General features: G+C 62.0%; 23 protein-coding genes, 1 tRNA gene and 1 pseudogene. 16 read left to right on the top strand and 9 right to left on the bottom strand.

The window, feature by feature from the left end; translation table 11 throughout:
• Positions 1-124 precede the first annotated feature (124 nt).
• Positions 125-1456: a hemolysin family protein gene (locus tag ACMUVN_RS02690; protein ID WP_063474657.1), complete on the top strand. Its 1332-nt coding sequence runs from the start codon at positions 125-127 to the stop codon at positions 1454-1456.
• 77 nt (positions 1457-1533) lie between these two features.
• Here the strand turns inward: ACMUVN_RS02690 and chrA are convergent, their stop codons facing one another.
• Both chrA and ACMUVN_RS02680 read right to left on the bottom strand, forming a co-directional pair.
• Complete coding sequence (gene chrA, locus ACMUVN_RS02685) at positions 1534-2955, bottom strand: chromate efflux transporter (protein WP_132572484.1); 1422 nt, start codon at positions 2953-2955, stop codon at positions 1534-1536.
• 1 nt (position 2956) lies between these two features.
• Positions 2957-3772, bottom strand: coding sequence for a sulfurtransferase/chromate resistance protein (locus ACMUVN_RS02680; protein ID WP_132572487.1), 816 nt, complete (start codon positions 3770-3772; stop codon positions 2957-2959).
• Between the two features lie 284 nt (positions 3773-4056).
• Between ACMUVN_RS02680 and ACMUVN_RS02675 the strand changes: the two genes are divergently transcribed.
• The 5 genes from ACMUVN_RS02675 to ACMUVN_RS02655 all read left to right on the top strand — a co-directional run bounded on the left by ACMUVN_RS02675 (position 4057) and on the right by ACMUVN_RS02655 (position 6867).
• Positions 4057-4365, top strand: coding sequence for a hypothetical protein (locus ACMUVN_RS02675; RefSeq protein WP_047610744.1), 309 nt, complete (start codon positions 4057-4059; stop codon positions 4363-4365).
• Between the two features lie 456 nt (positions 4366-4821).
• Complete coding sequence (locus ACMUVN_RS02670; protein WP_047610746.1) at positions 4822-5733, top strand: PhzF family phenazine biosynthesis protein; 912 nt, start codon at positions 4822-4824, stop codon at positions 5731-5733.
• 218 nt (positions 5734-5951) lie between these two features.
• A tRNA-Lys gene (locus ACMUVN_RS02665) sits at positions 5952-6027 on the top strand.
• A 154-nt stretch (positions 6028-6181) separates the two neighbouring features.
• The gene (locus tag ACMUVN_RS02660) at positions 6182-6478 is read left to right on the top strand and encodes a hypothetical protein (RefSeq protein WP_047610748.1); all 297 of its coding nucleotides are present in this window, start codon (positions 6182-6184) and stop codon (positions 6476-6478) included.
• A gap of 86 nt (positions 6479-6564) precedes the next feature.
• Positions 6565-6867: a hypothetical protein gene (locus ACMUVN_RS02655; RefSeq protein WP_097594224.1), complete on the top strand. Its 303-nt coding sequence runs from the start codon at positions 6565-6567 to the stop codon at positions 6865-6867.
• A gap of 149 nt (positions 6868-7016) precedes the next feature.
• Here the strand turns inward: ACMUVN_RS02655 and ACMUVN_RS02650 are convergent, their stop codons facing one another.
• Both ACMUVN_RS02650 and ACMUVN_RS02645 read right to left on the bottom strand, forming a co-directional pair.
• Positions 7017-7787: an NUDIX hydrolase gene (locus tag ACMUVN_RS02650; protein ID WP_063474653.1), complete on the bottom strand. Its 771-nt coding sequence runs from the start codon at positions 7785-7787 to the stop codon at positions 7017-7019.
• A gap of 8 nt (positions 7788-7795) precedes the next feature.
• Complete coding sequence (locus ACMUVN_RS02645) at positions 7796-8905, bottom strand: endonuclease/exonuclease/phosphatase family protein (RefSeq protein WP_063474652.1); 1110 nt, start codon at positions 8903-8905, stop codon at positions 7796-7798.
• Between the two features lie 339 nt (positions 8906-9244).
• On the opposite strand from ACMUVN_RS02645, the pseudogene ACMUVN_RS02640 reads away from it, so the two are divergent.
• Positions 9245-9460, top strand: a pseudogene (locus tag ACMUVN_RS02640) (DUF4189 domain-containing protein); the annotation flags it as partial.
• 21 nt (positions 9461-9481) lie between these two features.
• Here the strand turns inward: ACMUVN_RS02640 and ACMUVN_RS02635 are convergent.
• Genes ACMUVN_RS02635 through ACMUVN_RS02625 form a run of 3 tightly spaced genes read right to left on the bottom strand, consistent with a single transcriptional unit; the run spans position 9482 to position 13204 of the window.
• Entirely contained in the window at positions 9482-10537 is a 1056-nt protein-coding gene (locus tag ACMUVN_RS02635) for an ABC transporter ATP-binding protein (protein WP_047610757.1), read from the bottom strand.
• Positions 10525-12219 carry an ABC transporter permease gene (locus tag ACMUVN_RS02630; RefSeq protein WP_414814865.1) on the bottom strand — a complete coding sequence of 565 codons (1695 nt, stop codon included), beginning with the start codon at positions 12217-12219 and terminating at the stop codon, positions 10525-10527. Before ACMUVN_RS02630 ends, ACMUVN_RS02635 begins: the two co-directional genes overlap by 13 nt.
• Before the next feature lie 7 nt (positions 12220-12226).
• Positions 12227-13204 (bottom strand): ABC transporter substrate-binding protein, encoded by a 978-nt coding sequence (locus ACMUVN_RS02625; RefSeq protein ID WP_063474650.1) that lies wholly within the window; start codon positions 13202-13204, stop codon positions 12227-12229.
• Positions 13205-13501: 297 nt separating this feature from the next.
• Here ACMUVN_RS02625 and ACMUVN_RS02620 point away from each other — a divergent pair, with 297 nt between their 5' ends.
• The 3 genes from ACMUVN_RS02620 to ACMUVN_RS02610 all read left to right on the top strand — a co-directional run bounded on the left by ACMUVN_RS02620 (position 13502) and on the right by ACMUVN_RS02610 (position 16724).
• Positions 13502-14560 (top strand): aldo/keto reductase, encoded by a 1059-nt coding sequence (locus tag ACMUVN_RS02620; RefSeq protein ID WP_063474649.1) that lies wholly within the window; start codon positions 13502-13504, stop codon positions 14558-14560.
• A 179-nt stretch (positions 14561-14739) separates the two neighbouring features.
• Positions 14740-15339 carry a c-type cytochrome gene (locus ACMUVN_RS02615; protein WP_063474648.1) on the top strand — a complete coding sequence of 200 codons (600 nt, stop codon included), beginning with the start codon at positions 14740-14742 and terminating at the stop codon, positions 15337-15339.
• Between the two features lie 341 nt (positions 15340-15680).
• Positions 15681-16724: a DUF2278 family protein gene (locus ACMUVN_RS02610; protein WP_063474647.1), complete on the top strand. Its 1044-nt coding sequence runs from the start codon at positions 15681-15683 to the stop codon at positions 16722-16724.
• 22 nt (positions 16725-16746) lie between these two features.
• On the opposite strand, the gene ACMUVN_RS02605 is transcribed toward ACMUVN_RS02610, so the two are convergent.
• On the bottom strand, positions 16747-17967 hold the full coding sequence (locus tag ACMUVN_RS02605) for a PLP-dependent aminotransferase family protein (RefSeq protein ID WP_047610768.1): 1221 nt from the start codon (positions 17965-17967) through the stop codon (positions 16747-16749).
• Between the two features lie 268 nt (positions 17968-18235).
• Here ACMUVN_RS02605 and ACMUVN_RS02600 point away from each other — a divergent pair, with 268 nt between their 5' ends.
• The 6 genes from ACMUVN_RS02600 to ACMUVN_RS02575 all read left to right on the top strand — a co-directional run bounded on the left by ACMUVN_RS02600 (position 18236) and on the right by ACMUVN_RS02575 (position 21522).
• Positions 18236-19336, top strand: a complete 1101-nt coding sequence (locus ACMUVN_RS02600; RefSeq protein ID WP_063474646.1) for a branched-chain amino acid aminotransferase — start codon at positions 18236-18238, stop codon at positions 19334-19336.
• A gap of 346 nt (positions 19337-19682) precedes the next feature.
• Complete coding sequence (locus tag ACMUVN_RS02595; protein ID WP_047610772.1) at positions 19683-19892, top strand: AbrB/MazE/SpoVT family DNA-binding domain-containing protein; 210 nt, start codon at positions 19683-19685, stop codon at positions 19890-19892.
• The gene (locus ACMUVN_RS02590) at positions 19892-20269 is read left to right on the top strand and encodes a type II toxin-antitoxin system VapC family toxin (RefSeq protein WP_047610774.1); all 378 of its coding nucleotides are present in this window, start codon (positions 19892-19894) and stop codon (positions 20267-20269) included. The genes ACMUVN_RS02595 and ACMUVN_RS02590 overlap by 1 nt, the downstream gene beginning before the upstream one ends.
• 105 nt (positions 20270-20374) lie before the next feature.
• Positions 20375-20626: a ribbon-helix-helix domain-containing protein gene (locus tag ACMUVN_RS02585; protein WP_414814864.1), complete on the top strand. Its 252-nt coding sequence runs from the start codon at positions 20375-20377 to the stop codon at positions 20624-20626.
• Positions 20610-20945 carry a type II toxin-antitoxin system RelE/ParE family toxin gene (locus ACMUVN_RS02580; protein ID WP_047610777.1) on the top strand — a complete coding sequence of 112 codons (336 nt, stop codon included), beginning with the start codon at positions 20610-20612 and terminating at the stop codon, positions 20943-20945. Before ACMUVN_RS02585 ends, ACMUVN_RS02580 begins: the two co-directional genes overlap by 17 nt.
• Positions 20935-21522 carry a class I SAM-dependent methyltransferase gene (locus ACMUVN_RS02575; RefSeq protein ID WP_047610778.1) on the top strand — a complete coding sequence of 196 codons (588 nt, stop codon included), beginning with the start codon at positions 20935-20937 and terminating at the stop codon, positions 21520-21522. Before ACMUVN_RS02580 ends, ACMUVN_RS02575 begins: the two co-directional genes overlap by 11 nt.
• Positions 21523-21571: 49 nt before the next feature.
• Here the strand turns inward: ACMUVN_RS02575 and ilvC are convergent, their stop codons facing one another.
• Positions 21572-22591 (bottom strand): ketol-acid reductoisomerase, encoded by a 1020-nt coding sequence (gene ilvC, locus ACMUVN_RS02570; protein WP_047611747.1) that lies wholly within the window; start codon positions 22589-22591, stop codon positions 21572-21574.
• Positions 22592-22625 lie beyond the last annotated feature (34 nt).

The raw sequence follows: 22625 nt of genomic DNA, 5'->3' as shown, positions 1-22625 counted from the left end.
GCAGCGGTCACCCGATGACGGCAACCCGACATCCACATCGCGTGCAGCAAGAATGCGGCTGCGCCTTGCTACCTCTGTCCGAGCGTGTAGTTTCGGACTCGCATCAATTCAGAGGTAGGGAAACATGTCCGAATCCGCGGGCGGGCTCTTCGACTATGTCGGGATACTAGCCGTGTTGCTTCTCGTGGCCGCCAATGGCTTCTTCGTCGCCGCCGAATTCGCCTTGGTGTCGGTGCGGCGCAGCCGTGTCACGGAACTTGCCGCGGCAGGCCGCATGAATGCCTCCGCACTTCAGCGCGCCGTCGACAATCTCGATGCCAACCTCGCAGCCACTCAGCTCGGCATCACCATTTCGTCGCTCGCCCTTGGCTGGGTCGGCGAGCCGGCGCTTGCGCACCTGATCGAGCCTCTGCTGTCCTGGCTGCCCGGGCAATGGGCGGCGACAGGCGCGCATACCGTCGCCATCGTCATTGCCTTCGTCATCATCACGGCGCTGCACATCGTGCTCGGCGAGCTCGCGCCGAAAAGCCTGGCGCTTCAGCGCAGCGAGGCCACCTCGCTTGCTGTGGTGCGTCCGCTCGGGTTCTTCCTCTTGCTGTTCAAGCCGGCGATTTTTGCCCTGAACGGCATGGGCAACCTCGTGCTGCGCGGTGTGGGTCTTCGCGCCGGAACCGGCGAATCGTCGTTCCATTCGCCGCAGGAGCTCAAGCTGCTGGTCGCCGAGAGCCAGGAGGCCGGCCTTCTCAACCAGGTGCAGCAGCAACTGGTCGAGCGGGTGTTCAACATCGGCGACAGACCGATCTCCGACATCATGACCCCGCGTCTCGATATCGAATGGTTCGACGCCGACGACAGCGACGCCGAGATCCTGAAGACCATCCGCGAATGCGGCCATGAGCAGTTGCTGGTCGCGCGTGGCTCGATCGACGAACCGATCGGCATGGTGTTGAAAAAGGACCTTCTCGACCAGGTTCTGGACGGCGGCAAGGTCCGGCCGATGGAGGTGATCAAGCAGCCGCTGGTGCTGCATGAGGGCACCTCGGTCGTCCGCGTGCTCGACAGTTTCAAGGCCTCGCCCGTTCGCCTCGCCATCGTCATCGACGAATATGGCAGCCTCGAAGGCATCGTCACCCAGACCGATCTGCTCGAAGCCATCGCCGGCGACCTGCCGGGATCCGATGAAGAGCCCGACATCGTCGTCAGGGAAGACGGCTCGCTCTTGATCGATGCGATGATGCCGGCCTTCGACGCCTTCGAACGGCTGGGCCTGCGCGATCGTCCGGATGCCGATTTCCATACGCTTGCGGGCTTCGCGCTGCATCAGCTCCAGCACATCCCCGAAGCCGGCGAAACCTTTCTCTTCGACGGCTGGCGCTTCGAAGTGCTCGACATGGACGGCATGCGCATCGACAAGATGCTCGCCACGCGCATTCCCGCGGATGGGGCGGAAGCCTAGTCTAGCGGATCGTCCCGCACGATGCGGAGGTCTGAAGTATTAGAGCGTCCTTTGTGCGTCCGAAAGGACGCACGGCTCTAGTTCACCGCCAGCGTCCAGATCATCCCTGCAACAGCACAGGCGAGCAGCGTCGCGATCACGGAAGCCTTGAAGCGGAAGATGGCGACGGCAGCAGCGGCCGACAGCGCCATAGCCGCCGGCACAGCCGATTGCAGCACGGGGATATCGAGCCGCAAGCCGCCAAGGCCGACGGTCGCGACCTCGGCAAACAGCGTGTGCAGGGCAAACCAGATGGCGAGGTTGAGAATGACCCCGACGACCGCCGCCGTTATGGCCGACATCGCGCCGGCAAGCGCGATGTTGCCGCGCAGTTTCTCGATGAAGGGCGCGCCGAGGAAGATCCAGAGGAAACAGGGCACGAAGGTGACCCACGTCGTCAGCATCGCCGCAAGCGTGGCAGCAAGCATCGGGTTCAGTGCTCCTGGATCGCGGTAGGCGCCCATGAAACCGACGAACTGCACGACCATGATCAGCGGCCCCGGGGTCGTCTCGGCCATGCCGAGACCATCCAGCATCTCGCCGGGTTTCAGCCAGCCGAAATGCTGCACGGCCTCCTGCGCGACATAGGCCAACACGGCATAGGCGCCGCCGAAGGTGACGACCGCCATCTTGCTGAAGAACAGGCCGATTTGGGTAAAGACACTGTCGGCACCGAAGGTTGCGTAGAGCACGGCGAGCGGAGCGAGCCAGAGGGCGAGCAGCGCGGCCGACATGCGCAGCGACCAGGCAAGATTAGGGCGCGCATGCGCCGGTATGCCCTCGCCGAGCGCCGACTCGGCATCCGACAGCACCGGACCGCTTCCGGCCTTGTGGCCACCGCCCGTCCGGAAGGCGGCAAGCCCGAACCTGCCGCCGACAAAGCCGGCGATGCCGGCCGCGAGCACGATCAGCGGGAATGGCATATGGAGAAAGAAGATGGCGATAAAGGCCGCGGCCGCAATAGCGACCATGACGTTATTCCTCAGCGCGCGGCTGCCGATGCGGATGACCGCCTGCACGACGACGGCGAGCACCGCCGCCTTCAGCCCGAAAAACAGACCGGCGACGATGGCGACGTTACCGTAAGCGGCATAGATATAGCTGAGACAGAGGATCGATAGAAACCCCGGCAGCACGAACAGCAAGCCGGCGACGAGACCACCCGCTGTCCGGTGCATCAGCCAGCCGATATAGACGGCGAGCTGCTGCGCCTCGGGTCCGGGAAGCAGCATGCAATAATTCAGCGCATGCAGAAAACGATGCTCGCCGATCCATCGCTTCTCGTCGACAATGATCCGGTGCATGACGGCGATCTGGCCGGCGGGACCGCCGAAGCTCAAGGCGGCGACGCGCAGCCACACCCTGAAGGCGTCACCAAACGAGACGCCGTGATGATGCGCCCCATTCGCGTCCTCCCCCGCCATTTTGCCGCCGGATGCAGCATCCGTCATCTCGGCCATCTCATGCCCTCTTCTTCGGCGCTGGCCAGTTGTGGGTTTCCTCGGTCGCATCGCGGCACCAGCGGAAGAAGGCGTCGTAGAGCAGCATCCCGGCTTCCAACTGCTCCAGATCGTCGGAATACATCCTGGAGAGGCCGAGTGATGCGGCAAGCAGGCCAGGCGCCTCGGGCGCGAGGTCGGGCCTTGCGGTATCCGCCGCCCTGACGATCCGCGCCAGACGCAGAAGCGGTTCCGACGCCAGTCCGAACTCCTCGACCATGACGTCAAAAGTGCAGAATTCGCCGCGGTGGCTCCAGAACACATCTTCGATATCGAAGGGCGCCGCCCCAAAGCGTTCTCCGACTGTGACAACCTCCGGCGCCGGCACGAACAGGAAGACAGCGCTCGGATCGACGAAGCGCCGGATCAGCCAGGGGCAGGCGATGCGGTCGATCTTCGGCCGCGCCCGCGTTACCCAGACAGTCCGTCCCTCCGCGTCGCGGCGCGGCAGCTTTTCCCAGGGGACCGCCGGTCCGCCTGCGATCCAGGCTTCGAAGCCGCCCTCGAGGCTCTCGGCATCGATACCGGCATGGCGCAGGTAGGCTGCAACGCCATGGCTGAGCTTGCTGCCCTTCTGGCAGACCACGACGACGGAATCGGCATCGACGCTGCCGGCCCAGGACGCTACCTCGGTATGGTCGCGCCGGATCGAGCCCGGCACCAGGCGCGGATCGAGCCCGAAGTCCTCCTTCGTGCGAACGTCGATAATGCAAGGCGCACCGGGAGTTCCGATGAGGCGGCTGAGCTTGTCGGGAGAAATTTCGAGAAATGACGGCATGACGCGTCCCTCCGTTGATCGGTTCTGTTGGACGCGATTCTTCAGCATGACGCCTCGTGGGGTGATCGCGACCCCATGGGAAAACCATGCAAAAGTGCCCCCGCCATGTCAAGGGCATTGGGTCGCGGCGGCTGCTGTCCGCAGGGCACCCGATCGGCCGGCATCTCGTCCTCCGGGACAAGAATGAAGAGGACGAAAACTCAATCAACATAGGCGCTTCGGCCCAGAACGGAACAAAATGCCCACTTCGGCATTCTTCTGTCACCGAAAGAGGAGAAAGTACCATGACGTACGACCCCAATAATGCCAACGACCCCAACCGCCCCCTGAACCCAAATTTGGATCTGCGCACCACGCCGAGCGCGCGCAACAATAATACGTGGGTTGTCTGGGTCGCTGCATTGGCCGTGATCGCTGTCGCTGCATTCGCCTATTCGCAGTGGAGCACCCCCGGCACATCGCCGGATACGACAGCCTCCACGACCCAATCCGAGCCGGCGCCGGCCAAGCCGATCGCTCCGACCGACAACAGCGCAACGCCCGCACCGGCACCGGCACCGGCCACTCCGCCGGCTGCCCCTGCCCAGCAGTAACCGCTGCTCGGCCAAAGGAAGCCGGCCGGATGCCGGCTTCCTGACCGCTGTGGGCTCTTGAAGATTAGTAAGCAAACCCTACTTAAGGGATATCATATCTGTCTCTAACGGCTGACCACGGATGTACTGGCAGCCGTTATCGAGACTGATCGAGGAAGGTCGGTGCGAGTTTCGCCCGGCCTTTTTCTTGACCTCGTCATCGATGCCGAATGGGGCAGTCATGCCTGCTCCTGCCAAAGCGCTACCCGAAAATCGAAAGCGATTGTCGCGGCGCTCCAGGCCGACCTAAAGCGCCATGCGTGCTTTCGAACGCACAATGGACGCTCTAACACCTTGAATTTACGCATCGTGCTTTCCGAAAATCGATTCCGATTTTCGGGCCGATGCGCTAGCGCCTTGCACTCGACCGCTTGGTCGGGCAGGTTGGCGGCGCGATGACGATTCAAGGAGGCTGATGTGGCGCGAAGCTACAGCGTCTATGACGTGTTCACCGATCGAAAGCTTGCGGGCAACCCGCTGGCGGTGATCTTCGACGGAGACGATCTCAGCGACGAGGCGATGCAGGCGATCACCCGGGAGCTTAATCTCTCCGAGACGGTGTTCGTGCAGCCTTCGAGCAACCCCGCCTATGCAGCGCGGCTGAGGATATTCACGCCGGGGCGCGAGCTGCCCTTTGCCGGCCATCCGACGGTCGGCACGGCGGTGGCGCTGGCCGAGCGGGCTCATGGCGCGACGACCCGCGATCTCGTCTCGGTACTCGAGGAAAATGTCGGGCCAGTGCGCTGTGCGGTGCGACTGAGGGAGGGCGAAGCGAGCTTTGCCGAATTTGACCTGCCGCGTAAGTCGCAGCCGGCCATCATGCCGCTCGACAAGCTCGGCATTGCCGATGCGCTGTCGCTGAAGGTGACCGAAATCGGCTTCGAAAATCATGTCCCATCGGTCTGGAGCGCCGGTGTCCCCTTCCTGCTCATTCCGGTGCACGATGTCGGAGCCGCGCAGCGGGTGGAATTCGATCCGCAGCTCTGGGAAAAGATCGTGCCTTTCGTCGACGGTGCGCTCGCCTCGGCCTATGTCTATTGTCGCGGCGGCGTCAACCACGTGGCGAAGTTCCATGCGCGCATGTTTGCAAGCGGCATGGGCATCGTCGAAGACCCGGCTACCGGGGCGGCAGCGGCGGCGCTCTCCGGAGCGATCCACCATTTCGACCGGCTGACGGACGGACATCATCCAATCATGATCGAGCAGGGCGTCGAGATGGATCGTCCATCCTTTATCCACCTTCATATCGATGTCGACGGCGGGACGATCTCCAACGCGCGCATCGGCGGCCAGGCGGTGCGGCTGGCCAGCGGCACGCTCGACCTCTGATTTCACCGGAGCGCCGCGCGTCCGCCAGGACGCGCCCTATCACTTTGAATCGGCGCATAATCCTTTCCGAAAATCGCTTCCGATTTTCGGGGTTATGCGCTGCATTTCAGCCATGCCGAAAAATCTTCGCGATTAACCAAAGAAATTTCGCCTATGCGCTGGACAAGCCTGCCGATCCTGTTTATACGCCCCGTCACACCGCGCAGCCAAGCGCGAACGGGTGATTAGCTCAGTTGGTAGAGCAGCTGACTCTTAATCAGCGGGTCGTAGGTTCGAGCCCTACATCACCCACCAAATCTCTTGAAAAGATTGATGTTTCTGAATTCAGGCCGGATTTTCCGGCCTGCCGGGAACCGTTCTGGACGCCGGCGGCATGGTTCGTCTTGCCCTCAAGGCTGGCCGCCGCGATCCGCGCGCCCTATCTCCCTCTCACAGACGGGAGGGGTGCATGAGAAGCGTTATTTTGGCCGTCGCCTTGTCTCTGCCCTTGCCGGCCTTTGCCGCCGGTGCAACGGAGGTCAATGCGGGCGATCACAGCTGCGGCGAGCTTGCGCAGATCATCCGTCAGAATAAAAAGGTCTTTGTCCGCGTCGGCTTTGGCGGCCGCAGCTTCCGCTATCCGCCCGCCCAATGCAGCATGGGCGACAAACGCACCACCACCAGTTTTCGCGATGCTAAGGGGAAACAGTGCATTCTCGACTATGCCTGCGTCTTCGACCCGGCATCGCCCTATAATTTCCCCTAGAGCGCCGTTCGTCCTTTCGGACGCACAAAGGACGCTCTAACACTCTGATTGCGCCAGCCGCCTCTTTCTCACATGCAGGAGTTTCCATGAAAAGCACTGTTCTAGCCGTCGCATTGCTGTTTCCGTCCGCAGCCCTTGCCGTCGAGGCGGTGGAGGTCAATGCCCGCGATCACAGCTGCGAGGAGCTTGCGCAGATCATCAGGAAGGACAAGGCTGTTTTTGTGCGCATGGGCTTTGGCGGCCGCAGCTTCCGTTATCCGCCGGCCAGGTGCAATCTGGGCGACAAGTACGACACCGCCAGGGTAAGGGATGCCAACGGCAAGCTTTGCCTTCTCGACTACGAATGCGTCTACGATCCCCAGTCCTTCTATAACAGGATCCCCAAATAATATCCTGAAGCGTCGCCCAATACGGTTCCAGGCATCGGCTTCGAATCTCATGGGAGGCACGAACCACCGCCCTCTTCCTTCGAGGCCCCTTCCGGAGCACCTCTGGATGAGGGCTGATTGGTGTGGCGTGACGCGGACGAACTGATCGCCTATGCGCCGGCCTTGCCGAAATACCAGTCGATCACCGGCAGCATGGCGATGTTATAGGGATAGGCCGAGGGATCAGCCGAGCGGATGGCCACGGCGCCCGCGATCTCCTGGTCGTCGGCGACCAGCATGTGGCGCTCGATCTGCTCGATCATCTCGTCCGCCGTCATCTCGAAGCGGAAGAGCCGCAGCAGCGTTACCGTGCGCTTGTTATGGGTGGCGAACAGTCCCTGCCCCGCGACGGCATCGGCAAGATCGAGCCCGGTCTCTTCGTGGACCTCGCGGCGCATGTTTGCCTCGATGTCGCAGCTGTTGTCGACGATATCCTCCGGTTCGAGCGAACCGGCGGCGAAATAGACCTGGCCGGGATTGGCGGTATGGGCGCCCATGCGGATCGCCACCAGCGCGCCGTCGGAGCTTTCCAGCACCGGATAGGCGAAGACGTGAATGCCGCCCTGACGCTGCGGCTGCCGGCGCCACCACATGAACGCGGAAAAGGGAATAACATGGCCCTCGCCCACAATCCCGTCTTCGCTGAGCGATATCAGTCGCTGGAACACCATGCGCCCGTCGAATAGCGCCGGGTTGGCAGCGGTCTCTCGTGCCCAGTTCTCTCGAATCGCCGCTTCTTCGGTGGCGACGAGGGGATGGGGGCCGGGCAGGACGCGCAGATCCACGCCGGCAATCGGGAAGACCGTCGCCGACGGCGGCCAGCCGGCGAAATCATCGGAGAAATTGGCGTTGGTGAAATTCATGTTCAAATTCGTTTTCATGTTCGCTTTCAGGGGAGATCCAGTGTCATGACGACGGGGCAATGATCGGACGCCTTCGGCCTGTCCCAACCGGTGCGCGGATAACGCTCCACCTCCTGCCCTGGCGGGAAGATGGTGCGGTAGGGCTGGCCGCTGCGGATGATTTCGGGCAGGCGACCGGCATTATGGGCGGCGAGCGCTGGTGAAAGCCAGAGATAGTCGAGCTGGCAGAGCCACTGCTCCTGCGGCCCGCGCGCATGATAGAGCGTCCAGCGGTCCAGCGCCGCGCGGCGGCGTACGACGTTTTCGGCAAAGCCGTCGCGGCTGAAAACGTCGAGCGCGCTTTCGGCCTCGTCCTGATGCTCGAAACGATAGCCGGCGCCCCGCCGGCCGATGACGTCGACGCGCTCCTGATAATCATTCATGTCGCCGCAGATGGCGAAGCTCTTGGTGCCCGCGTGATCCGCACCGAAACGATCCTCGATGATACGGCGCACCGCGCGCGCCTCGGCACGGCGGATCGGCATGGTCGATTGCCGCCCGTCCAGCCCGTCGCGCGGATTGCCCATCGACTTGAAATGCACGACATAGAGCGAAAACGGCCGGCCGCCGATCAGAAGGTCGAGCTCCAGGCAATCGCGCTTGAAGATCTTGTCGTCGATGCGGTTGGTGAGCCCCAGTTCCTCGTCGAACAGATCGAGATCGCGATAGGTCGTCATTGCATGGCTGCGGATGTCCCTGAGCTCGATCTTCTGGCCGTCGCGCGTTTCCTCGCGCATCAGCACCGCGACATCGATGCCGCGGCTGTCATTGCCCTCGACCAGATATTTCTGCCGGTAGCCGTTTCCGACCATGCGGAAGAGATAGCCGTATTCAAAGGCCTGAAGAGCCGCCATGTTGTCGATTTCCTGCAGGCAGAGGATGTCGGCATCCGCATCGGCGATCGCGAGCGCCGTCATCTGCCGCGTATCGTCGGTCGCAGCGATCACCCGAGCCTGCTCGAGTTGCTGGTAGACGCCCTCGCTCGACACTTGGAAAAGCTTGATGACGCGGTCCTGGCGCAGCTGATTGCGGAAGCCGGTGAAATCGAAACGGGTCAGGAGATTTTCGACATTGAAGGTGGCGAGGCGAAGCGACATGGGAAGGATCCGGTTGCGGGGAGTACCTTAACCAGCAGAAGCCGCAGGAAAAGATGGCCGGCCAAGAAATATGCGGACAACCACCCCTCTTGCGGCCCCGGAGGCGATTGCCAGTGACTTAGGCCGCTGACATGCTCCCGCAGGCTCCGAATAATTCGTCCCGGACGACATTCACCGGTTCCGGGGCGGGAGCATTTCATGAAACGGATTTCTGCATCGATTGCGGTTTTGACTGCCCTCGCCGGCACCGGCCCGGCACTTGCAGACAGCTACGGTGCCATCACCTATTCGCCATCAACGGGCGCTCTGGGTTAGTCCAATGCCAATGACAATCGCGGCGACGCCGAAACCGTCGCCCGGCGCAATTGCGACAGCAGCGCCGATGACTGCCGCATCGCCATCTGGTTCCGCAATGGCTGCAGCGCGGTGGCCGTCGGCCATCGCGGCGGCTGGGGTTACGACAACCGTGAGGCCCAGCGTCAGGCGATCGGCAGCTGTGGACGTCAGACCGGAACCTGCCGTGTCATCCGCTGGCAATGTTCCGGCAGCGAGTGATCCCGAAAGGGCGCGGGCGTCTCAAAGCCGCCATGCCGCGCGCACCGATAACCTGAGACTGTCACCCGTCCGGACTGGAAAGCGGGAATAGGCCCGCAGCGCCTGCCCGTCGGCGAGGGTGAGCTTCAATGCATAGCGCTCGCCCTCGAAGAGAACGGATTCGACCGCCGCCGCGATCCCCTCGCCGGCGGCGGTATTCTCGCCGGAGACCATCACATCCTCCGGCCGGACGAGGACATCCATCCGGTCGCCGCTGGCGGTCCCGGCGACAGCACCGGCAAACAACGGCTCCAGCACAGGCCGGTCAAACGCCCTGCAATTTCCGGCAATCCGCGGCAGCGTCACGATCGCCCCTCGCCCGATCAGCCCGCCGACGACGCGGCCTTCCGGCCGGGCGTAGATCTCGGCCGGTGACGCCACCTGCAGCAGTCGCCCTTCCGACATGACGGCAACGTCGGTCGCGAGCGCCATCGCCTCGCTCTGGTCGTGGGTGACATAGATCATCGTCGCGCCCGAGCGTTGATGGAAATCGCGGAACGTTTCCTCCATCTCCTGTTTCAGGTGGCGGTCGAGATTGGCGAGCGGCTCGTCGAGCAGCACGACGTCGGGCGATGTGACCAGGCAGCGGGCAAGCGCCACGCGCTGGCGCTGGCCGCCGGAAAGATCGGCCGGCCGCCGTTCGGCATATTCGGCAAGCCGCACGATGCCGAGCGCATCGCGCACCTTCGTCCGATAGGTCTCGCCCGAAATGCCGCGCACCTTGAGGGGATAACCGACATTGTCGGCGACGCTCATATGCGGCCAGAGCGCATAGGACTGGAACACCATCGCCATGTTTCGCTTTTCCGGCGGCAGCGATTGCGCGGCATCGGCAAGCAGCCGCTCGCCGAGATGGACCGACCCGTCGGTCGGCGTCTCGAAACCGGCGATCATGCGCAGCACCGTCGTCTTGCCGCAGCCGGAAGGCCCGAGCAGCGCCAGGAAGCCACCCTCACGCACATCGAGCGAAAACCCGCTGACGACAGCCCGTCCGGTGCCGAAATCCTTGCCGAGCTGATTGAGGATCAGCCTCGCCATGGGACCACTCCTTTCGGCAGCTGTTTGGCCAGAAGCTCAAGCAGCAGCATCAGCATGACGACCATGACGACGACGAGCACCGAAAGCGCCGAAGCAAGGTCGGAACTGCCGCTGTCATCGAGATTATAAATGGCGACACCGAGCGTCTGCGTGCCGGCCGACCAGAGAAGTGCGGAGATCGTCAGCTCGTTGCAGGCGATCAGGAAGACGAGGATGACGGAGGCGCCAGCGGCCGGCGCGATCAGCGGCACGATGATATCGGCAAGCCGGCGGAAGAAGCCGGCCCCGGAAAGCCGTGCCGCCTCTTCGAGCGCCGGATCGAGCTGATGAAAGGCATTGACCACCGGTTTCAGGCTGACGGCGAAGAAGGAGGAGAAATAGGCAATCAGGATGATCCAGATCGTGCCGTAGAGCGAGACGCGCAGGAATGGGATGGGTGCAGCGAACACCAGGATGAAGGAAACAGCCATGACGATGCCGGGCAGCGAATAGGGTATTTCGATGAGGCCGGAAACGATGCGGGAAGCCGCATCCTTGCGCCGCGTCAGCGCATAGGCTGCAAGCATTGTCACCACCAGGAGACCAAGCGCGGTGGCGCCGGCAAGCGACAGCGAATTGACAAAGGCCGTGCGCGTCACCGCCTGCCGGAACAGGATCTCCTCAAAAGCATGCAGCGACATGGTCTTGAAGGTGAGCGGCACGCCATAGGCCGGCACCAGCGCGCCGGCAAGGAGCGCGAAGAAGGGCGCCGCCAGCATGAAGAACAGGATCACCCAGACGAGTGGCGCCAAGGCAAATCGCCAGGCACCGAGTTCGAAGGCGGCGCTCGCTCCGGATAGACCGATGACACGGTAGTCGCGGCCACGCAGTGCCCGGTCCTGGATCATCAGGCCGACGACCGAGATGATGGCGATGATCGCCGAGAGCACGGCGACATCGCCGAAGGTCCGGCTGGTGAAGGCGGAAAACTTGGTGAAGATGAGCGTCGGCAGCGTGAAGATCGAGGCCGGAATGCCGAGAATGGCGGGAATGCCGAAATTGCCGGTGCAGGAGACGAAGGAAATTGCCGCCCCGGCGATGATGCCGGGCAGCGACAGGGGCAGGATGATGTCGCGGAACACCCGCAGGCTGGAGGCGCCGGAAAGCCGTGCGGCCTCGACACCGTCGCGCGGCAGCGTCATCAAGCCGGCCCGAAGCGCCAGATAGACCAGCGGCGCATGCTGGACGCCGTAAAGCAGCGCGATACCACCCACCGAATAGAGCGGCTGCGGCGAGCCGAGCGGCGGGGCAATGGAAAGCGCCTTCAACATCGGGCTGGAGGGGCCGGACATCTGCACCCAGGCCAATGCCGTCACTTGCGGCGGGATCATCATCGGCAGCACGAAGAAGAAGCTGAGTGGCCCCTTGGCGCGGATATCGGTCAGCGTCAGCAGAAAGGCGAAGAGGCAGCCGATGACGAGCGAGATGATCGTGCCGAGGATGGCGGTGACAACCGTGTAATAGGTTGCCGACCACAGCGACGCCTCGCTCAAAACAGTCATCACGCCGCCATCGGCGAAGGCCGAGATCCCGACCATGGCAAGACGAGCGAGCGGCAGCACGCTGAGGATCAGGACGACGATGACGACAAAAGGAAACAGCCAGGCGGGCTGGCTGTTTCCTGTTTTGACATATCCGTGCATGAAAGTATCAGTTCGAACCGTAGATGCCCGAGAAGGTCTTCAGGTCCTGGTCGGTATTCTTCAACGCTTCGGCCGCCTTGATAGGCAGGACCTTGATGGTGTCGCGCGCCGGGAAGCCTTCCGGCACCTTCATGCCGTTGCGGGCCGGGATGTAGCCGAGCTTCTGAAAGCCTTCCTGGCCCTTTTCGGAGAGCACATAGTCGACGAACTTCTTGGCGGCGTCGGCATTCTCAGTGCTGGCGAGGATGCCGACCGGCTCGGTGACAACAGAAACGCCTTCGCTCGGGAACACGAAATCGACCGGAGCGCCCTTGGCCTTCTCGCGGATCGGCAGATAGTCAACGACCACGCCATAGGCCTTCTCGCCCGAGGCGACCGACTTCAGCACGGCGCCGTTGCCGCCGGCCGCGATCGCGCCGTTTTCCGCGAGCGACTTGTAGAAATCCCAGCCGAGGCCGGGAACGGCGGCAAGCGTCTGGGCGTGGATGAGTGCCGCACCCGAAGCAAGCGGGCTCGGCATGGTGACGAGGCCCTTGGCTTCCGGCTTGGTCAGATCCTTCCAGCTCGCAGGCTTCATCGAAGCCGACGTGTTGTACATGATGCCTGTCGTGATCAGCTTGGTGGAGTAGTAGTAACCGTCGGCATCATAGAGGGCAGCATCGTACCCTGCGGCTTCCGGCGACTTGTAGGCCAGGAGCCTGCCGTCTTCCTTGAGGCGCTCCAGCGTCACGACATCGGCGATCAGCAGAACGTCGGCGAGCGGGTTGCCGGCCTGGATCTCGGCCTGGAGCTTCGCCATGATCTTCGGCGTGCCGTCGCGCACCCAGTCGACCTTGATATCAGGATTGGCGGCCATGAACCCATCGACCGTTGCCTGCGCATCTTCGTTCGGCTGGCTGGTGTAGAGAACGAGGTTTGCGGCCGAAGCCGGAAGGGCAAAGAGGCTCGCGGCGACAAGTGCTGCGGCAGAAACGATCGTTTTCATGGGAAGGATCCTCGATTTCGATACCCCTCCCTTATTAGGGGTCGTTGACAGCGATGTGACAGCACGCCGCAGCCGCCAGGCCCAGGCTTCACAACCTTCCTTGACCTCCCCCGGCTTTGCCGACAATCGGGGCGATAGCTGTGGCGCAATCTCGCAGGCGTCGTCTTCAACCCTGTGAAACATCCGATCATCTGGTATCCTGGCGCCAAGCAATCTCACCCAGGCGTGAACACTCGGAGATTGCCATTGCCGGGCTTTGCGCTACGTCACTCACGTTTCAATGAAGGAGGAATTTCTATGGAATATCGTCTGCTCGGCCGTTCCGGCCTGAAGATTTCGACTTTGACCATGGGCACGATGACCTTCGGCGGCGTCGGCTGGGCGAAGACCGTCGGGGACCTCGGCGTTTCCGAGGCTCGCAAGATGATCGATATGTGCATCGATGCCGGCATCAACCTGATCGATACCGCCAATGCCTATTCATCAGGCGAATGCGAAAACATCATCGGCGAGGTGCTTTCCGGCAAGCGGCCGCAGGGTGTGCTGCTCGCCACCAAGGCCCGCTTCAGCATGGGCGACGGCCCGAACGACCAAGGCCTGTCGCGCTACCACCTGGTCCGCGAATGCGAGGCGAGCCTCAAGCGCCTGAAGACCGATGTCATCGACCTCTACCAGGTGCATGAATGGGACGGCCAGACGCCGCTCGAAGAGACGATGGAAGCCCTCGATACCCTGATCAAACAGGGCAAGGTGCGTTACGTCGGTTGCTCCAACTATTCCGGCTGGCACATCATGAAGGCGCTTGGCATTGCCAACGAGCACAGGTACCAGCGTTTCGTCAGCCAGCAGATCCACTATACGCTGGAAGCCCGTGATGCCGAATATGAGCTGCTACCGATCTCGATCGACCAGGGCCTCGGCGTGCTGGTCTGGAGCCCGCTCGCCGGCGGCCTGCTCTCCGGCAAGCATCGCCGCAACCAGGCAGCCCCTGAAGGCACGCGCCAATTCGCCGGCTGGACCGAGCCGCCGATCCGTGACGAAAACCGTCTATGGAACATCGTCGAGACACTGGTCGCGATCGGCCAGGAACGCGGCGTTTCGGCGGCTCAGGTGGCGCTCGCCTGGCTAATCGGCCGCAAAGCCGTGACCTCGGTCATCATCGGCGGCCGCACCGAAGCCCAGTTCCGCGACAACATCGCCGCCGCCGAGCTGAAGCTGACGGACGAGGAGCGCAAGCGCCTCGACGCGGTCAGCCTGCCACTGGTGATCTATCCCTACTGGCACCAACTGAACACGGTCAGCGACAGGCTTGGCGAGGCCGATCTCGAGCTTTTCGCCCCGCATCTGCAACAATAGGCAGCGGATCAAGCACTGCACGGCCGCCACAAAACTCCAAGTCAACTAGGGCGTGAACTCATAAAAACGCAGCCATAGTCGCATGGAGGCGACGGGGGTCCGCTCGCCAATGGTTGCATCTCCTGATAAGCTCAGCATCACACTTCAGCTTAAATTAAGCCCCGATCTGGAGGCCTCGCATGCCTTGCAGCAGCGCGCTCGCTCCGTTCGTCATCGCCGCTCTCGTGGCCCTCGGTCCGCTGCCGGCTAGAGCGCAGAACAATGCTGCGCCACCGCCGGCGGCAATCTCCCACAGGGCCAAGCTTTGCGGGATGTGTCACGGTATGAAAGGTATGCCGACTGTTAAGAACACGCCAATCATCGCCGGCCAGCACGAGTCCTCTTTGCTGATAGCTTTGCAGGAATATCGCAATGGAGAGCGCACCGACGACCTCATGGGCCGGATCGCGAAGAATCTTTCCGACGACGACATGAAGGCGCTTGCGGCCTACTTCTCCGCACTGCCCTGGCCCGCATACCGCGAGCCGGCCGACGCAGCGAGCATTACCCGCGTCCGAGCGCTCGACGCCGGGAAGAAGTGCACCTCGTGCCACCGGGAGGGTTTCGTCGGATACGCCAACACTCCGCGCGTCGCAAATCAGAAGCTGGACTACCTGATCAAAACCCTCTCCGACTTTCGCGATAACAAGCGCCCGAACATGCCCAGCATGACGGCCTTGGTGCGCAATTTTTCGGCCGACGACATCGCTGCCATGGCTCACTATCTTGCCGGCCTCTGACGATCAGTTCGGGGTCGGCGATGCACCGAATAGGGCCGACGAATAGCGATCACTGCGTTACGGCGATTGGCACCTCTTGCCCACGAACAAGCTATCCGTGCGCCGGTCATTTCTGGCCGTTTATCTGCTTAACAACCGCTCTGATTGCACTGCGTGACCTTTATGGCAATTGCTACATAAGTCCGCAAAAGTGTGCAGCGGTTTTGCGACCACGACATGGGTAAATCAAAGACCTAAAGCGTGGCAGGCGAATCTGAAGGATCGCGCCATACTTTAGTCGTCACAAAAGATGCACTTTCGCCGTGTTATCGTCAGACCCCGCCACTCCCGCGAGGTTCTCCATGCTGAAGAATTACAAGGTCCTGAAGGGCACGGCGAGCGCACTTGCCCTCGACGACGACAACGATCCTCATATCGAGATCCGCATCGAGGCAAACGGCGTCAGTTATCGCATCGCGCTCAATGTCCGCTCCAAGGAAACGCCGCACGATCTGCTCTACGCCAATATCGTCGATTTCAAGCACTCAGCGCTGACGGAGGCGCTCGAAGCGCTGCCGATGGGGCTGATCGACATCCGCAAGGACCGTCCGGAGCTTGCGATAGACTATGTTCGCGGCGGGCTGATCGAACGCGAGGATATGAATGTCGCACCCTTCCAGCTATCCGGCCCGAAGAACGACCTGCGCGACTTCATCGAGCCGATCGTCCAGGAAGGCATTGCCGATTCCGACGTGCATTTCTACGCCTTCGGCGAGGCCTGGGGTCCTGAGCACAACAAGCCGGACCAATATTTCCGTTTCGAGCCGGGCAACGGCATCCACGACATTCACATGAACCAGGGCGACGGCGGCAGCTTCAAGGCGACCAACGGCCCCAACCAGGACGGCGCCCTTCTCGTCCACTTCAACGATACCGACGAATGGGCGGCGATCTTCCTCTGCTTCCAGTCGCAGAATTGGAACACCGATGCGGCGACCGGCCATCCGGTTTCCGACAGCCGTGGCGGCCAGGGCCGCGGCGAAGGCACGCGCCGACCGCAGCCGATCGTCGCCTCGTCGCTGCGCATCGTCGCCGCGCTGATCAACCCGGTGAACGGCGAAGGCGGCACCGAGGCCGAAACGGTCACGATCATCAACCGCTCCGACATGACCGCATCGCTCGACGGCTGGAAGCTGGAAGACGAAAACGGCAGGACCCAGACACTGTCGGGGTCGCTTGGCGCAGGCGAGTTGCGCACCGTGGCACTCGATGCCGCGGCCGGCGGCCCGCAGCTTGCCAACAGGGGCGGCGACATCATCCTGCGCAACGCCGACGGCGCCGTGGCCGACCGGGTCGGCTACGGCAAGAGCGAGACGGCGAACGAAGGCTGGACGACGATCTTCTGATCGACGCCCTCGCCAGCCTGGATCAGCCGCCGATTTCGGCCGAGATCAGCGCGCCCAAGCGGCCGATGCCGTCCTCGATCATCTGCTCGTTGGCGCAGGAGAAGCTGACGCGGAAGGTGTTGGCGCCGGAACCATCGGCGAAGAATGCCTTGCCGGGTACGAAGGCGACCTTGGCGGTCTCCAGCGATTTCGCCAAGAGCTTGGCGCCATCCATCCCCTCCGGCAGCGTGATCCAGATAAACATGCCGCCCTCCGGCTTCGTCCAGCTCGTGCCTTTGGGCATATATTTCTCGAGTGCCGTCAGCATGCAGTCACGGCGCTTGCTGTAGGCGGCCTTGATCTTGGCGACCTGCGCGTCGAAGCCGCGCTCGGCGACATCTGATATCGCCATCTGGTTGATCGTCGAGGAATGCAGGTCGGCCGCCTGCTTCATCAGCACCAGCTTGCGGATGACAGGCGCATTGGCGACGATGAAGCCGACGCGAAGGCCAGGCGCCAGCGTCTTCGAGAAGCTGCCGCAATAGATGGTGCGCGTATCGTTGATATGGCCCTTTTCGGCAATCTCGAGCGCCAGGATCGGTGGGATCGGATCGCCGTCGTAACGCAACGACTGGTAGGCCGCATCCTCGATGACGGCGATGTCGAGGTCTTCGGCTAATGCCAATACCTTCTTGCGGCCATCGAGATCGACGGTCTCGCCGGTCGGGTTGGAGAAATCGGCGGAGAGATAGGCGAACTTCACCTTGCCGCCGGCAGCCGCTGCGGCCGCCCGATAGGATTCCGGCGTCCGGTTGCCGTTCGGCGTCAACTGGTCATAGGCCGGTTCATAGGCGTTGAAGGCCTGCAGCGCGCCGAGATAGGTGGGCCATGTCACCAGCGCGGTATCACCAGGCGACAGGAAGAGCTTGCCGAGATAATCCAGGCCCTGCTGCGAGCCTGATACAATGAAGACGTTGTCGAGTTCGCAGGGGATGCCGAGAGCTGCCATCTGCTTGACCAGCCATTCGCGCAGCGGCTTGTAGCCTTCGCTCACTGAATATTGCAGCGCCGAGTTGACGGCGGCGCCGTCGAAGATATCGGCATAGGCCTGCTTGAATTCCCGATCCGGAAACAGCGCCGGATCAGGGATGCCGCCGGCAAAGGAGATGATGTCGGGCCGGTCGAGAAGCTTCAGCAACTCGCGGATCTCGGATGCGCGCATGCGCGACGAGCGCGACGCAAACATGGTGTCCCAGTTCAGCATGGGGTTTCCTCATATTTTCTATACCGCCGACAAACCATGCCAGGGAAATTATGTCAATAATACTGACCTATTTTCTTGTCATGGTGACAAGCGTAGACGCCATCCGATATCGAAGACGCTCGATCCCGAATTTGCTGCTCGACGTCAGCCACTCCAAGCGATTATTCCTCTGATCAAAGTCGAAACCGGCTGATTCAGACCTTTCCAAGACCAGCTCGGCGGCAGTAGTGTCGCCGCCACTATTCAAATTACTATCAAGGTGCCAGCAATGACCGTGACGTCGGCCTCTCCTGAAATCAAAATCGAACTCCACCAGTCTCCCGTCTCCGACGCCGATCGCATCCAGGCACTGGAGACACCCGGCTTCGGCAAGGTGTTCACCGATCATATGGTCCTGGCACGATGGACTGCCGACAAGGGCTGGCACGATGCGAAGGTTACGCCCAGGCGGCCGCTGGAGCTCGATCCCGCGAGCGCCGTGCTGCATTATGCTCAGGAAATCTTCGAGGGCATGAAAGCCTACAAGGCAGACGATGGCCGGATTCTGCTCTTTCGGCCTGAAGAGAATGCCCGCCGCTTCGCGCAGTCTGCAGCCCGCATGGCGATGCCTCCTGTGCCCGAAGAACTCTTCCTGAAGGCCGTCGAAGAACTGGTCCGCATTGACAAGGCTTGGATTCCGTCCGGCGACGCCAGCCTCTACCTTCGCCCCTTCATGTTCGCCAACGAGGCGTTTCTCGGTGTTCGTCCGGCTCAGGAATATATCTTCTGCATCATCGCCTCTCCGGTCGGCGCCTACTTCAAGGGCGGCGCGAAGGCCGTCTCCCTGTGGGTCGAGACCGAATACACCCGTGCGGCTGCCGGCGGCACCGGCGCTGCAAAATGCGGCGGAAACTACGCAGCCAGCCTCGTGGCGCAAGCCGAGGCGGCGAAGAAGAATTGCGATCAGGTCGTCTTCCTCGACGCAACAGAGCATCGTTGGGTCGAAGAACTCGGCGGCATGAACGTCTTCTTCTTGATGAATGACGGATCGGTGGTGACCCCGCCCCTTGGCGGCACGATCCTGCCGGGCATCACCCGGGCCTCCGTGATCGTACTCGCCGAAGAAAGAGGCTTGCGCGTCGAGCAGCGTCCCTACTCCTTCGCGGAATGGCAAGACGACGCTGCCAGCGGCAAGCTCGTCGAAGCCTTCGCTTGCGGCACTGCCGCAGTCCTGGCGGGCATTGGCCTGGTTCGACATGCCGGCGGCGAGTTTCTGGTCGGAGACGGACAGACCGGCAAATTGACCAGCGAACTGCGCCAGCAGCTCGTCAGTCTGCAGAAGGGCGTAACGAACGATGAGCGCGGCTGGACCCGCCTTATCCCGGCCTGAATTCCCGACGTTCCACGCAAACGGCGGCGTCAACACCGACATGGTGGGCGCCGCTCTCCGCCTCGCGCGCAAAGCCGCCGGGCTGTCGACCCTATTCCGCCCTCGCCGGAGTTCGTGTCGAGCTGCACGATACGCTACGATGCTCTTCGAGCGGACGGCCACCAAGCAATCCGCGGATCTCTTTCGAAACCGCGCGCCGCCCGGTCTTTTGTGGCCGAGTCAGCGGGAAGAATCATCGCTACTTCTCCTTTGGCGACCAAAATAGCACTAACGCCGAAAACACTTCGTCATTGACGGATGTCAGATGAATTCTTACCATTCATCTATCGATGGAGGAAAGGTAAGAATGACAACCGCAACCCTCTCCACAAAATTCCAGATCTCCATTCCCAAGGAAGTGCGCGAACAGCAGCACTGGTCGGCGGGGCAGGAATTCGTGTTCATCCCCAAAGGGAAAGGCGTGCTGCTGATGCCGGTCCCGACGCTTGCCGATCTTCGCGGCATTGCCGAAGGCGCTGACAAGGAAAACTACCGCGACCGGAACGACCGTTTCTGATGCGCGTGGTCGACAGCTCCGCATGGATAGAATGGCTGACGAAAAGTGCCGCCGGAACCCGGTTGCAGGCCAATATCCCGGTGCGCGATCAATGCATCGTTCCAACGATCGTGCAGCTCGAGCTCTCCAAATGGCTGGCACGCGAGAAGGACGAGGAAGCCGTCGACAGCTTCATCGCTTATACCGCGACATGCATGGTTGTCTCTCTCGACACGACGCTTGCCCGCCGTGCTGCCGAAATCTCGACGATCCACAAACTCGCCACCGCCGATGCGATCATTTATGCGACCGCGGAGCGCCATGATGCCGACATCCTGACCTGCGACGCCCATTTCAAGGATCTCGAACGCGTCATCTATGTCGATAAAAAAGACTGACCTGGATGTGACCCAAGTGCTCGACGGCGGAGCGCAACGCTTCTATCACAACGTGGGAAATGGTAATCTGGCATCAACCGGCATGGACGGACTGCACCGAATTCAATGGCGAAAATGACGATCTCTCTTCCGGATAATCTGGCGGATTACGTCGCACGCCGTGTCGCAAGCGGCAGATACGCCAATGCCAGCACATATCTGGCGGAACTCGTCCTGAGGGACCAGGACCATCGCAAGCTCGATGACGAAGAATTGCGTGAGATTCTGATGCTGGCCGAAGAGAGCGGCATCAGCGACCGGCGCATTGCCGATATCCTGTTGGAAACGAAGGCAAAGCTGCGTGACATCAACCTATAGGCTGACCCGAACCGCAGATGCCGTGCTGTCGGGCATCGACGAATATGCCAGCTTGCACTTCGGCGAGGCACAGGCGGATGCCTATCTTCTCGACTGGGACAGAATTTTCGTGCTTCTTTCGCGCGCGCCCTCCATGGGAGACGAATGCGAAGAGCTTGGCGTCGGCCTTCGCCGCCTTCTTCACATGCGCCACGTCGCCTTCTATCGTGAAATACCGGACGGCATCCTCGTCATCGACATCATCGGCGCCGATCGGCTCCCCGAAAGGCACCTTCAATCCAACCGACGCTCCCGAACGGCCGATCCGCATGCCTCGTGACAATACCTCTGACTTCTACAGGCAAAACGCCGAGACCTACGCCAACCGGGCGCGCAGCCTGCCGAAGCAGCAGCTCGATGCCTTCCTCGCCGGGCTTGCGCGGGGTGCGGCAATCCTCGAACTCGGCTGCGGTGGCGGACAGGACAGCGTCTACATGCTGTCGCAGGGTTTCGACGTGACGCCGACGGATGGCTCTGCCGAGCTTGCAACACAGGCCGAAGCGCTGATCGGCAGGCCGGTCAGGGTCATGCTGTTCCAGGAACTCGACGCCGACAGCGCCTTCGACGGCGTCTGGGCGCATGCGAGCCTTCTTCATGTCCCCCGATCCGAACTGCCCGACGTCTTCGCCCGCATCCGCCGCGCCCTGAGGCCCGGCGGCCTCCTTCACGCAAGCTTCAAGGCCGGGGAAGCAGAAGGCCATGACGGCTTCGGGCGTTATTACAACTATCCCTCCGCCGAATGGCTCTCGGAGCTTCTGACGAAAGGCGGTTGGAGGAATATCGCCCTAAGCGAATACGACGGCGGCGGATATGACGGCAAGCCGACGCGCTGGCTGACCGTCAGCGCACAACGATAAAGGCCGGAGCTTTCGCCCCGGCCCTCGATTCCTACAGTCTGAAAACCGCTTAGTTCACGCTCTTGTCGACCAGCTTGTTCTTGCCGATCCAGGGCATCATGCCGCGCAGCTTGGCGCCGACTTCCTCGATCTGGTGGCTGTCGTTCAGGCGGCGGATGCCTTTGAAGCGCGAGCCGCCAGCGCGGTATTCCTGCATCCAGTCGGAAGTGAACTTGCCGGTCTGGATGTCCTTGAGGACGCGCTTCATCTCGGCCTTGGTCTCAGCGGTGATGATGCGCGGACCGGAGACATATTCGCCCCACTCGGCCGTGTTCGAGATCGAGTAGTTCATGTTGGCGATGCCGCCTTCATAGATCAGGTCGACGATCAGCTTCACTTCGTGCAGGCATTCGAAATAGGCCATTTCAGGCGCGTAGCCGGCTTCAACAAGCGTTTCGAAACCGGCGCGGATGAGTTCGACCAGACCGCCGCAGAGAACGACCTGTTCGCCGAAGAGGTCGGTTTCGCACTCTTCGCGGAAGTTGGTTTCGATGATGCCCGAGCGGCCGCCGCCGACGCCGCAGGCGTAGGAGAGAGCGAGTTCAAGCGCATTGCCGGAAGCGTTCTGGTGAACGGCAACGAGGCAGGGAACGCCGCCGCCCTTCTGGTATTCGCCGCGAACCGTGTGGCCCGGGCCCTTCGGCGCGATCATGACGACGTCGACCGTGGCCTTCGGCTCGATCAGGCCGAAGTGCACGTTGAGGCCGTGGGCGAAGGCGATCGCCGCGCCGTCGCGGATATTTGCAGCGATTTCCGACTTGTAGATGTCGGCCTGCAGTTCGTCGGGCGTTGCCATCATCATCAGGTCGGCCCAGCCGGCGGCTTCGGCAACCGTCATGACCTTGAAGCCGTCGGCTTCAGCCTTCTTGACGGTCGGCGAACCGGCCTTGAGCGCGATGACGACGTTCTGGGCGCCGCTGTCCTTGAGGTTCAGCGCATGGGCACGGCCCTGCGAACCGTAGCCGATGATGGCGACCTTCTTGGCCTTGATGAGGTTGAGATCGGCATCACGATCGTAATAGACGCGCATTTGAAGTTCCTTCCCTTTGCTTGTCTTGTTGACT

This window comes from Rhizobium sp. IY2, assembly GCF_047532935.1.
GTDB lineage: Bacteria > Pseudomonadota > Alphaproteobacteria > Rhizobiales > Rhizobiaceae > Rhizobium > Rhizobium anhuiense.
The sequence above is the reverse complement of the archived record's forward strand: the minus strand, read 5'-3'. Positions and strand labels throughout refer to the sequence as shown.

What these genes read in the sequence shown, in the direction of transcription:
- ACMUVN_RS02625 (WP_063474650.1), bottom strand. Translation starts at nt 13,204, where the DNA reads ATGAAAACGATCGTTTCTGCCGCAGCACTTGTCGCCGCGAGCCTCTTT.
- ACMUVN_RS02595 (WP_047610772.1), top strand. Translation starts at nt 19,683, where the DNA reads ATGACAACCGCAACCCTCTCCACAAAATTCCAGATCTCCATTCCCAAG.
- ACMUVN_RS02690 (WP_063474657.1), top strand. Translation starts at nt 125, where the DNA reads ATGTCCGAATCCGCGGGCGGGCTCTTCGACTATGTCGGGATACTAGCC.
- ACMUVN_RS02645 (WP_063474652.1), bottom strand. Translation starts at nt 8,905, where the DNA reads ATGTCGCTTCGCCTCGCCACCTTCAATGTCGAAAATCTCCTGACCCGT.
- ilvC (WP_047611747.1), bottom strand. Translation starts at nt 22,591, where the DNA reads ATGCGCGTCTATTACGATCGTGATGCCGATCTCAACCTCATCAAGGCC.
- ACMUVN_RS02575 (WP_047610778.1), top strand. Translation starts at nt 20,935, where the DNA reads ATGCCTCGTGACAATACCTCTGACTTCTACAGGCAAAACGCCGAGACC.
- ACMUVN_RS02655 (WP_097594224.1), top strand. Translation starts at nt 6,565, where the DNA reads ATGAAAAGCACTGTTCTAGCCGTCGCATTGCTGTTTCCGTCCGCAGCC.
- ACMUVN_RS02610 (WP_063474647.1), top strand. Translation starts at nt 15,681, where the DNA reads ATGCTGAAGAATTACAAGGTCCTGAAGGGCACGGCGAGCGCACTTGCC.
- ACMUVN_RS02605 (WP_047610768.1), bottom strand. Translation starts at nt 17,967, where the DNA reads ATGCTGAACTGGGACACCATGTTTGCGTCGCGCTCGTCGCGCATGCGC.
- ACMUVN_RS02590 (WP_047610774.1), top strand. Translation starts at nt 19,892, where the DNA reads ATGCGCGTGGTCGACAGCTCCGCATGGATAGAATGGCTGACGAAAAGT.
- ACMUVN_RS02600 (WP_063474646.1), top strand. Translation starts at nt 18,236, where the DNA reads ATGACCGTGACGTCGGCCTCTCCTGAAATCAAAATCGAACTCCACCAG.
- ACMUVN_RS02615 (WP_063474648.1), top strand. Translation starts at nt 14,740, where the DNA reads ATGCCTTGCAGCAGCGCGCTCGCTCCGTTCGTCATCGCCGCTCTCGTG.
- ACMUVN_RS02675 (WP_047610744.1), top strand. Translation starts at nt 4,057, where the DNA reads ATGACGTACGACCCCAATAATGCCAACGACCCCAACCGCCCCCTGAAC.
- chrA (WP_132572484.1), bottom strand. Translation starts at nt 2,955, where the DNA reads ATGGCCGAGATGACGGATGCTGCATCCGGCGGCAAAATGGCGGGGGAG.
- ACMUVN_RS02630 (WP_414814865.1), bottom strand. Translation starts at nt 12,219, where the DNA reads ATGCACGGATATGTCAAAACAGGAAACAGCCAGCCCGCCTGGCTGTTT.
- ACMUVN_RS02660 (WP_047610748.1), top strand. Translation starts at nt 6,182, where the DNA reads ATGAGAAGCGTTATTTTGGCCGTCGCCTTGTCTCTGCCCTTGCCGGCC.
- ACMUVN_RS02680 (WP_132572487.1), bottom strand. Translation starts at nt 3,772, where the DNA reads ATGCCGTCATTTCTCGAAATTTCTCCCGACAAGCTCAGCCGCCTCATC.
- ACMUVN_RS02620 (WP_063474649.1), top strand. Translation starts at nt 13,502, where the DNA reads ATGGAATATCGTCTGCTCGGCCGTTCCGGCCTGAAGATTTCGACTTTG.
- ACMUVN_RS02585 (WP_414814864.1), top strand. Translation starts at nt 20,375, where the DNA reads ATGGCGAAAATGACGATCTCTCTTCCGGATAATCTGGCGGATTACGTC.
- ACMUVN_RS02635 (WP_047610757.1), bottom strand. Translation starts at nt 10,537, where the DNA reads ATGGCGAGGCTGATCCTCAATCAGCTCGGCAAGGATTTCGGCACCGGA.
- ACMUVN_RS02650 (WP_063474653.1), bottom strand. Translation starts at nt 7,787, where the DNA reads ATGAAAACGAATTTGAACATGAATTTCACCAACGCCAATTTCTCCGAT.